General features: G+C 43.9%; 11 protein-coding genes. 8 read left to right on the plus strand and 3 right to left on the minus strand.

Translation table 11 applies throughout. The features are described from left to right. Positions 1–711: 711 nt before the first annotated feature. Together AB6E52_RS22175 and AB6E52_RS22180 are read left to right on the plus strand one after the other, a co-directional pair. Positions 712–999 (plus strand): hypothetical protein, encoded by a 288-nt coding sequence (locus tag AB6E52_RS22175; RefSeq protein WP_017069390.1) that lies wholly within the window; start codon positions 712–714, stop codon positions 997–999. Positions 1000–1053: 54 nt separating this feature from the next. Beyond that, entirely contained in the window at positions 1054–1497 is a 444-nt protein-coding gene (locus tag AB6E52_RS22180) for a YaiI/YqxD family protein (protein ID WP_017063355.1), read from the plus strand. Between the two features lie 112 nt (positions 1498–1609). On the opposite strand, the gene AB6E52_RS22185 is transcribed toward AB6E52_RS22180, so the two are convergent. The 3 genes from AB6E52_RS22185 to AB6E52_RS22195 all read right to left on the minus strand — a co-directional run bounded on the left by AB6E52_RS22185 (position 1610) and on the right by AB6E52_RS22195 (position 3971). Further along, the gene (locus AB6E52_RS22185) at positions 1610–3196 is read right to left on the minus strand and encodes an AbgT family transporter (protein ID WP_102320140.1); all 1587 of its coding nucleotides are present in this window, start codon (positions 3194–3196) and stop codon (positions 1610–1612) included. Between the two features lie 387 nt (positions 3197–3583). After that, positions 3584–3709: a type B 50S ribosomal protein L36 gene (gene ykgO, locus AB6E52_RS22190; protein ID WP_004734365.1), complete on the minus strand. Its 126-nt coding sequence runs from the start codon at positions 3707–3709 to the stop codon at positions 3584–3586. Position 3710: 1 nt separating this feature from the next. Further along, positions 3711–3971, minus strand: coding sequence for a type B 50S ribosomal protein L31 (locus AB6E52_RS22195; protein ID WP_102320139.1), 261 nt, complete (start codon positions 3969–3971; stop codon positions 3711–3713). Positions 3972–4095: 124 nt separating this feature from the next. Here AB6E52_RS22195 and tsaA point away from each other — a divergent pair, with 124 nt between their 5' ends. From tsaA to AB6E52_RS22225, 6 genes are all read left to right on the plus strand, one after another. Beyond that, the gene (gene tsaA, locus AB6E52_RS22200; protein ID WP_102320138.1) at positions 4096–4791 is read left to right on the plus strand and encodes a tRNA (N6-threonylcarbamoyladenosine(37)-N6)-methyltransferase TrmO; all 696 of its coding nucleotides are present in this window, start codon (positions 4096–4098) and stop codon (positions 4789–4791) included. Positions 4792–4892: 101 nt separating this feature from the next. Further along, positions 4893–6608, plus strand: coding sequence for a proline--tRNA ligase (locus AB6E52_RS22205; protein WP_019821597.1), 1716 nt, complete (start codon positions 4893–4895; stop codon positions 6606–6608). Between the two features lie 190 nt (positions 6609–6798). Continuing rightward, positions 6799–7488 (plus strand): tellurite resistance TerB family protein, encoded by a 690-nt coding sequence (locus AB6E52_RS22210; protein WP_017060754.1) that lies wholly within the window; start codon positions 6799–6801, stop codon positions 7486–7488. A 164-nt stretch (positions 7489–7652) separates the two neighbouring features. Then, on the plus strand, positions 7653–7856 hold the full coding sequence (locus AB6E52_RS22215; protein WP_008222923.1) for a YaeP family protein: 204 nt from the start codon (positions 7653–7655) through the stop codon (positions 7854–7856). A gap of 1 nt (position 7857) precedes the next feature. Further along, entirely contained in the window at positions 7858–8049 is a 192-nt protein-coding gene (locus AB6E52_RS22220) for a DUF4250 domain-containing protein (RefSeq protein WP_004738555.1), read from the plus strand. Between the two features lie 230 nt (positions 8050–8279). After that, positions 8280–8606: a hypothetical protein gene (locus AB6E52_RS22225; RefSeq protein ID WP_102320137.1), complete on the plus strand. Its 327-nt coding sequence runs from the start codon at positions 8280–8282 to the stop codon at positions 8604–8606. Positions 8607–8914 lie beyond the last annotated feature (308 nt).

Consider the following 8914-nt stretch of genomic DNA (forward strand, 5'->3'; position numbering starts at 1 on the left):
CCCGTAGAGGACTTTCACCTCCTAGATCAACGCCATGCTCGGCGCACAAAGAAAAGCCCTGACACCGAAGTGTCAGGGCTAGGGTCTTACTCGCAGCAGTCCGGCTACTAATTAATGCTCCATGCATCATCCATAATAGTGGCTGTAATCCTTCAGCTCTTTCCTTTACTTCGCCGTCCTAGCGGTGTCCAATCATCCTGAAAGCTAACAATCCTAGTTAGCGCACATCACTTGTTCCGTGAGCGGTGTCCTTTACATCGTCCTGATGCTAATCCAACCCTTTAATCCTAAAGGTGTCCATTGTCATTCCGTTGCAGCTAACTTCCTGTTAACTGACTGTATCCCTACAATGTCCTTACGCTCCATGCTTGATCACTCAATCCTAAGTAACCAAATCTTCATCCTGAAGATAACCAAATCCTTGGTGCTTTCCTGTTCCGTGTCAGAATCCTTCCGACAAGGTTTAATTTACGCGATTTAGGATTTCGGACAATAGATTTGCATCACATTTTGAATTCAAGAAAGTTGTTAATTATATAAAACAATTAAAATTCAACACCTTAACCATGTGCACATCAATCTCTCTAGCGATGTATTCGTGTTATCTCACAACCTTTGTAAGAGATCTCTCACAAGCCATGGGCGGTTTTATGATTCGCTATCATTCACCAGAGCGAGTAAAATGACTAAAGACTAAAAATGGAGATCAACATGCTGACAAAAGATGTTTCTGAAGAGTTGAAATCAGTGCTTGAAGGACTGCAAGCGCAAGGGAAAGAGCCGACAGTTGCTTTAGTTAAGGCTCGTATGAGCACATCCGTTCCGATGCCCGCTTTAATCACGACCATCAAGAGCTGGAAAAGCGCAAATCGTGTTCCTAAAGTTGAAGTCGCGACACAAGAAGAGCCAGCACTTGATCGTGTTAGCCAACTGGAAAAGCAAATCCTTGAACTCACTGCTCGCGTTGCCATGCTTGAAGCTAAACTAACTGATCAATAAGGCAACTGAGCAATAAGTTGACCGATAAATAAGCTAACAGAGAAATAGAACACTATGAAGATATGGGTTGATGCGGACGCTTGTCCAAAGGTTATCCGAGAAACAATCGTACGCGCAGCTGAGCGCACAGGGGTTGAATGTACCTTTGTGGCAAACCATCTGGTTCCCGTTCCTAAACGCAATAACATTCACTCAATTCAAGTGCCAAGCGGGTTTGATATTGCTGATGATGAAATCGTAAAGCGCACTGAACCCGGCGATCTTGTGATTACATCCGATATCCCTCTGGCTGACGAAGTGATCACTAAAGGTGGGCAAGCACTCAGCTCTCGTGGTGAGCTTTACACCAAAGAGACCATTAAAGCGCGTCTGAACATTCGTGACTTTATGGATACCATGCGCTCAAGTGGCATCCAAACGGGTGGACCAAGTGCCCTTTCTCAAACCGACCGTCGTGAGTTTGCCAACCACTTAGATAGAATTCTAGCCAAACGCTAGCTGGCTCATCCGAGCTTAACCTAGTTCTATCTCTCCATAAAAAATCAAAAAACCTGCAAACAATGCAGGTTTTTTTAATATCAATTAGAAGAAGGTTTCCCCTACTCTACAACTAAGGCGTGTAGTACGTTGCAGCGCCTGGACCTACTGGTAGACCGAATACGAATACCCAAACGTAGAACATTAAGCTCCAACCAACCAAGAATACGATTGTGTATGGAAGCATAGTTGCAATCAGAGTACCGATACCTAGGTTCTTCATGTAACGCGTCGCTACAGCTAGGATAAGACCAAAGTAGCTCATCATTGGCGTAATGATGTTGGTTGTTGAATCACCGATACGGTAAGCCGCTTGAATCGTTTCAGGTGCGTAACCTACTAACATTAGCATTGGAACGAAGATTGGCGCTGTTACTGCCCACTGAGCAGAAGCCGAACCGATCATCAGGTTAATGAAGCCACACATTAGGATGAATGCGAAGAACAACATTGGACCCGTTAGGCCGATATCCTGTAGGAAAGTAGCACCTGCAACTGCGAATACTTGACCGAAGTTAGTCCACTTGAAGAAAGCAACAAACTGAGCAGCGAAGAACACTAGTACGATGTACATGCCCATTGAAGACATAGACTTAGACATTGCATTGATTACATCACGGTCTGTTTTCATTGTGCCGGTAACTTTACCGTAAACAAAACCAGGAACTGCGAAGAATACGAAGATGAACGCTACGATACTTTTCAGGAATGGAGAACCTGAAACCGTACCTGCTGCTGAACGTAGAACACCATCAGCTGGAACAATCGTCCAAGCAAGAAGCGCTGAAACCGCTAGCACTGCGATACCCGCAAACTTAAGGCCTTTCTTCTCAACGTCTGTTAGCTTGCCCATTGAATCATTTGATAAATCTTCAGACGCTTCTTCGTCGTTGTATTTACCCAGTTTTGGTTCAACAATCTTCTCAGTTACAAATGCACCTGTAATCGCGATGAAGAAAGTAGAAACAAACATGAAGTACCAGTTTGATTCAGGACCAACGTTGTAAGTCGGGTCAATCATTTGTGCTGCTGTTGTAGTAATACCAGAAAGCAGCGGGTCAACCGTACCGATTAGAAGGTTTGCAGAGTAACCACCAGATACACCAGCAAATGCTGCCGCTAGACCTGCTAATGGGTGACGACCCAAAGAGTGGAAAAGCATTGCTGCAAGCGGGATAAGTACTACATAGCCAAGCTCTGAAGCCGTGTTAGAGATAATACCTGCGAAAACTACGGTTACCGTAACCATGCGCTTAGATGCGCCCATTACCATGCCACGCATCGCCGCAGATAATAGACCTGAGTGCTCAGCAATCGCTACACCTAGCATTGCAACAAGCACGGTACCTAATGGCGCAAAGCCAACAAAGTTTGTCACTAGATTAGTAACAATGAGCTGTAAGCCTTCAGCATTAAGTAAGCTTACAACGTAGATCATGCCGTCAGCAGCACGACCTGGAGCACCTTCTGGACGAGGGTCCATAACAGACACATCAAAATATCCTGCGATACCTGAAGTAACTAGAATAGCGACACAGAAGATTGCGAAAAGAGTGATCGGGTGGGGTAATAGGTTCCCCAAATATTCAACACCATCGAGAAAACGGGTAAAAATAGGTTTCTTTGGCGAGTTGTTTTTTATTGAAGCTGATGAACTCATCAGTTCCCTCCTTGTAGTGATTCCTATGCAATTGTGACAAAAATGTTCAAATTGCCAGCGAAGGGTACGCGACAAAATTATCAATTAGAAATTCAAAATGTTACAAAATGTGTAACAAATGACGATTTTTAACTCTATTTGAACAATTAATTAGCAAATAAATCTACATTAAATACAAAATCTAGATTTATAATTCACAATTACACATTCGCTACAAATATAACTGATAGTGTAACCCATTGATTCACTTGAAAATAAAACACAGCATACGCTAAGTTAATACACAATATCCTGTCAGGTCCTTCTCGAGGGAAAAGAAAAACAGACAAATGAATAAAGTTTGACTTTCCCCTCGTTTTTACACTCACGTCACATCAATTTGACTGACTATTTCTGAACCGCTTTGAATCTCGGATTGGTTTTGCAGATAACATAATGACGACCTCTGCGCTTTACTATCTGGCAATCAGGATGGCGGCTTTTCGCACTTTTAAGTGATTTCACAACTTTCATTCTATTTCGCTCCCTTACCTAATTGACCAAAACGACGAGTGAAGTTCGCAACGCGTCCCTCTTTATGTAGCACTCGTTGTTTACCCGTATAGAAAGGATGCGACTTTGATGACACCTCAATCGTGAAGTAAGGATAAGTATTGCCGTCTTCCCATTCGATAGTACGGTCTGTTTTTAGCGTTGAGCCGATTAAGAAGTACTCATCGACACTGGTGTCATGAAAAACCACGGGACGGTAATCTGGATGGAGATTCGGTTTCATTGTATTTCCCTTAAATAACTAAATTGATATGTTATAACATTACAAATGATAATCGTTATCAAAAGAAAAACAAGTGATTTTATGATATTTTCCCGTCTTAATCGTAATCAGAGAACACCCAACTATGTACACAATTGAACCTGTTGGCTTTATTGAGTCTCCTTATAAAGAGAAGTTCGCTGTGCCAAGGCAGCCCAGGTTGGTACCCACATCCACCTCAAGAGTCAGGTTGGCTGGTGCAGCAAACTGCCTTGAGTCTGTTCGTGATATAGAGCAATTTAGCCATGTTTGGTTACTATTTCTGTTCGACAAGAACCTTGAAGCAGGCTGGAAACCAACTGTGAGGCCACCTCGCCTTGGCGGGAATGAACGTATTGGTGTATTCGCGTCACGTGCCACATTCAGACCAAATGGAATTGGCATGTCTGCGGTTGAACTAAAAGGTGTGTCTCAAGAGAAAGGACAGACTTGGTTGGATCTCGGCAGCGTCGACTTAGTAGACGGTACACCGATCATCGACATCAAGCCTTATATCCCCTATTCAGATTCGATTCCGGATGCATTGGGAGGGTTTGCCGCCGATGAACCAGAAGTGCTCGACGTTAACTTTTCGCAGCAAGCGCAAAGTAAGCTCGCAAGCCATCCACAAGCGCGCCATATCATTCAGGTGATCAAAGAAGTATTAGGCCAAGATCCTCGCCCTGCCTATAAGAAAGGTAAGCCTGACAGCAAGGAATATGCGGTAAATTTGTTCGATCTTAACGTGAAATTCGTGGTTGAAACGCTTTTCATCAATGTAACTGACATTGAACGCTTTTGAGATCCCAAATAGGCTGATATTATATGCGGCTATATCAGATTTGCTGTGGTCACGAACGACAGCAAGTTTTCTTTTATCAATGATGAAACGGATACCATAGAATGCGTACCAGTAACTACCTTCTTTCTACTCTGAAAGAGACTCCAAACGACGCAGAAGTTATCAGCCACCAGCTGATGCTACGTGCAGGTATGATCCGTAAGCTAGCTTCAGGTTTATATACTTGGCTACCTACTGGTCTACGTGTACTGCGTAAAGTCGAAAATATCGTTCGCCAAGAGATCGATAATGCAGGTGCCGTTGAAATCTTGATGCCCGTAGTTCAACCGTTTGAGCTTTGGGAAGAGACTGGCCGTTCTGAAAAGATGGGTCCTGAGCTACTTCGTTTCACAGACCGTCACTCTCGTCCATTTGTTCTTAGCCCAACAGCTGAAGAAGTGGTAACGAGCCTAGTACGTAACGAGATCAGCTCTTATAAACAGCTACCTCTAAACCTGTACCAAATCCAGACTAAATTCCGTGATGAGCGCCGCCCTCGTTTTGGCGTAATGCGTGCACGTGAATTCTCGATGATGGATGCGTACAGCTTTGATATCGATAAAGAAGGCTTAGAAAAGTCTTACCAAGCGATGCACGATGCTTACTGTAAAGCATTCGACCGCATGGGCCTTGAGTACCGTCCAGTATTGGCAGACTCTGGCGCAATCGGCGGCAGCGGCTCTCAAGAATTCCACGTTCTTGCTGAAAGCGGCGAAGATCTAATCGCATTCTCTTCAGAATCTGATTACGCAGCAAACATCGAGAAAGCAGAAGCACTAGCTCCAACGACTGAAGCGGCAGCGCCAACTCAAGAGATGGAACTGGTTGATACGCCAAACGCAAAAACAATCGCAGAACTTGTAGAGCAACACGGTCTAGCAATCGAGAAGACTGTTAAGACTCTATTCGTTAAAGCTTCTGATGAAGTAGACGCTGATATCATCGCGCTAATCATCCGTGGTGACCACGAACTGAACGAAGTGAAAGCAGAGAACCTTCCACAGGTTGCTTCTCCACTAGAGATGGCTTCTGAAGAAGAAATCCGTGCACTTGTTGGTGCTGGTCCTGGTTCACTTGGCCCTGTTGGTCTAGAGCTACCATTCATCGTTGACCGCTCTGTTGCTGTAATGAGCGACTTTGGTGCTGGTGCAAACGTAGATGGTAAGCACTACTTCGGCATCAACTGGGGGCGTGACGTAGAGCTTGCTCAAGTTGAAGACCTACGTAACGTTGTTGAAGGCGACCTTAGCCCATGTGGTCAAGGTACTATTCAGCTTAAGCGTGGTATCGAAGTTGGTCACATCTTCCAACTAGGTAATACTTACTCTAAAGCAATGAACTGTAACGTGCTTGGTCCTGATGGTAAGAGCGTAATCCTAGAAATGGGTTGTTACGGTATCGGTGTTTCACGTGTTGTTGCATCTGCTATCGAGCAAAACCACGATAAATTCGGTATCACTTGGCCAGACGCACTAGCGCCGTTCCAAGTTGCTATCGTACCAATGAACATGCACAAATCTGAGCGCGTTAAAGAAGCAGCTGAGAAGCTATACGCTGAATTAACAGCTATGGGTATCGAAGTTTTATTCGATGACCGTAAAGAGCGCCCTGGTGTTATGTTTAAAGATATCGAGCTTGTGGGTATCCCTCACACTATCGTTATCGGCGATCGCAGCATGGACGAAGGTAACTTCGAATACAAAAACCGTCGTACTGGTGATAAAGAAGCTATCGCAATGGACACGGTTATCGAGCACCTTAAGGCTCAACTAGCTTAGTAATCCGATTACTGACTAGATAAACATTGAAAGGCTGCCGTTAGGTGGCCTTTTTTGTGCCTGTCATTTCGCTTCAAACTCCCTTCTATTTATCAGTAGAGTAAATAACGTAAGTTAATCCCCTGTTCATCTTTAAATCCGTATATTGGTGTCATCAACTTTTTGGACATGCTCACCATTGGAGGTATCGATGGATATCAAAAGCTTACTGAACCAAGCACTTAAATCAGATCTCGTAAAACAAGGTACTCAGAAACTTTCACAAGGGTCTTCAAGTTTAAGTGGCCTTTCTCAAGGCAGCAATAGCAAGAGTAGCAGTAAAAGTACACTCGGAGCCTTCGGTGCAGGCGCAGTTGGCGGAGGACTGTTAGGTGCGTTAATGGGCTCTAAGAAGACTAAGAAAATGGGTAAGAAAGCGGCTGGGATTGGCGGCGCAGCAGCACTGGGCGCTTTGGCTTATAAAGTCTACAACGACTACCAGTCCAAACAAGGCCAGACACCTAACGCCGAACAGGCTCAGTTTGATGAAAATGATGCAAACCACAGCGTGCTGATTCTACGATCGATGATTGCCGCGTCTAAAGCTGATGGCCATGTTGATGAAGAAGAGATGGCTAAGATAGAGCAAGCCGTCGAGAATATGGGCGCTGATTATCAACTGACTAAATTGGTCTCTGAAGAACTGCATAAGCCACTCGACCCAAGCGAAATCGCTCAACTGGCAACGTCACCTCAACAGGCGAGTGAGATCTACTTAGCCTCTTTGATTGTGGCCGACGAACAGAATTTCATGGAGAAGGCGTACCTGAAAGAGCTCGCGAAACAGCTCAATCTTGCTGATGAAGTCACCTATCAACTTGAACAACAAGTCTCTGGCTAATCGGCAAGTACCAAACGAAGCCGTAAAGAACGGCCTAAGCAGCGAGCTAACCAAGTGAGATATTGAGCAAGGACAAACTAACTCTGAACTTGATCAGATCCACTTTGTTTTTGCTTATCTCTATGTGTATATTGAGATCAGTTATCATTTGGTTAGGTATAAAAATGAAAGTATACGATTGTTGTGATTTGGTTCGTGAACTGTATTCTCAAATTGGCAGTGGCGACCAAGGCTATATCCCTAAAGCGATCACCTGCGCAGTAAAAACATTGAATGACCTTGCTGCCGATGAGTCTCTTCCTAAAGAAGCTCGTGAACGTGCAGCCTTTGCCGCTGCTAACTTACTGATTTCAGATTTCGAGGACTAATATGAACCTCGCTAACTTTGAAAAAATGGATCCAGTGATGTTGATGAGCATCGTCAACATGAAGCTTCGTGACGACTTCGGCGGTGATTTAGATCGAGTGGTCAACTTCTACGAAATCGACAAAGCAGCCTTAATCGCTAAGCTCGCGTCTGCTGGTTTTGAGTATCTTCCAGAAGCTAAACAGTTTCGATAGTCGTTTAAAAAATCTTCCTATTTAAAGACCAACCTCTGTGTTGGTCTTTTTTTTGGTGATACGTAACAAGCAAACATGCAGCAAACACGTTATAAATTATCTGTCTGCACCTATACTTTTATATCTTAGAGTCAACGAACGCGCCTTGAACCAAAGCGTATTGTTGTATAGGCTACCTAAACTAGCATATAAAACTCATCACTCAACTTGATGATAGTGAAGGATTAACAATGAAAAGACTCGGACTTTTAGCCGTTATCGCAGCCGCACTCACCGCAGGTTGCGCTTCAAATACTCAGCAAGACAACTTTCGCGAAGCCTCTTTTGAGCTGTGTAATACTGAAGTCGATATTTACTCTGTAAGCCATGATGAACGAGTTCGCATCGTCTGCTCTGATGGCTCTAAATTCGCTTTGAACAGCGAAGATACACTAGAAGTAATGCGTGATATCAACATCGACTACTGCGATGGCGAAGGCTTAGGCAAATTCAACGAGAGCCGCCACTATTACTCATTCAAGTGTAAGTCAGGCACCCTACTTAGCATCAAAAAGTAGAATCGACACTACCAAATACCAAAGGGTTAATGTGAAAGCATTAACCCTTTTTAATACCCGCTTTTCTTTACTCTTAATCCCAAATCCACCAGCCACCAGATACAAAAAATAGCTCCTTTAAAGAAGCCTCTAGTATCATTGCTTTTCAAAGTAGTTGTTTGAAATTCTAAGAGAGCACGCAGAGATTACGGGTGTAAGTGAGCATGCTCGACAACAATTTTAAAACTTCCAAGTACAAAAAAGGCCCCTATTAAGGCTGTCTCTTATACACAAATCCCTAAGCCACGCTTGGGGATTTTTTTTGAACT

Source organism: Vibrio sp. 10N.247.311.13 (assembly GCF_041467595.1).
In the GTDB taxonomy this organism is placed as follows: Bacteria; Pseudomonadota; Gammaproteobacteria; order Enterobacterales; family Vibrionaceae; genus Vibrio; species Vibrio crassostreae_C.

What these genes read in the sequence shown, in the direction of transcription:
- AB6E52_RS22175 (WP_017069390.1), top strand. Translation starts at nt 712, where the DNA reads ATGCTGACAAAAGATGTTTCTGAAGAGTTGAAATCAGTGCTTGAAGGA.
- AB6E52_RS22180 (WP_017063355.1), top strand. Translation starts at nt 1,054, where the DNA reads ATGAAGATATGGGTTGATGCGGACGCTTGTCCAAAGGTTATCCGAGAA.
- tsaA (WP_102320138.1), top strand. Translation starts at nt 4,096, where the DNA reads ATGTACACAATTGAACCTGTTGGCTTTATTGAGTCTCCTTATAAAGAG.
- AB6E52_RS22185 (WP_102320140.1), bottom strand. Translation starts at nt 3,196, where the DNA reads ATGAGTTCATCAGCTTCAATAAAAAACAACTCGCCAAAGAAACCTATT.
- AB6E52_RS22220 (WP_004738555.1), top strand. Translation starts at nt 7,858, where the DNA reads ATGAACCTCGCTAACTTTGAAAAAATGGATCCAGTGATGTTGATGAGC.
- AB6E52_RS22225 (WP_102320137.1), top strand. Translation starts at nt 8,280, where the DNA reads ATGAAAAGACTCGGACTTTTAGCCGTTATCGCAGCCGCACTCACCGCA.
- ykgO (WP_004734365.1), bottom strand. Translation starts at nt 3,709, where the DNA reads ATGAAAGTTGTGAAATCACTTAAAAGTGCGAAAAGCCGCCATCCTGAT.
- AB6E52_RS22195 (WP_102320139.1), bottom strand. Translation starts at nt 3,971, where the DNA reads ATGAAACCGAATCTCCATCCAGATTACCGTCCCGTGGTTTTTCATGAC.
- AB6E52_RS22215 (WP_008222923.1), top strand. Translation starts at nt 7,653, where the DNA reads ATGAAAGTATACGATTGTTGTGATTTGGTTCGTGAACTGTATTCTCAA.
- AB6E52_RS22205 (WP_019821597.1), top strand. Translation starts at nt 4,893, where the DNA reads ATGCGTACCAGTAACTACCTTCTTTCTACTCTGAAAGAGACTCCAAAC.
- AB6E52_RS22210 (WP_017060754.1), top strand. Translation starts at nt 6,799, where the DNA reads ATGGATATCAAAAGCTTACTGAACCAAGCACTTAAATCAGATCTCGTA.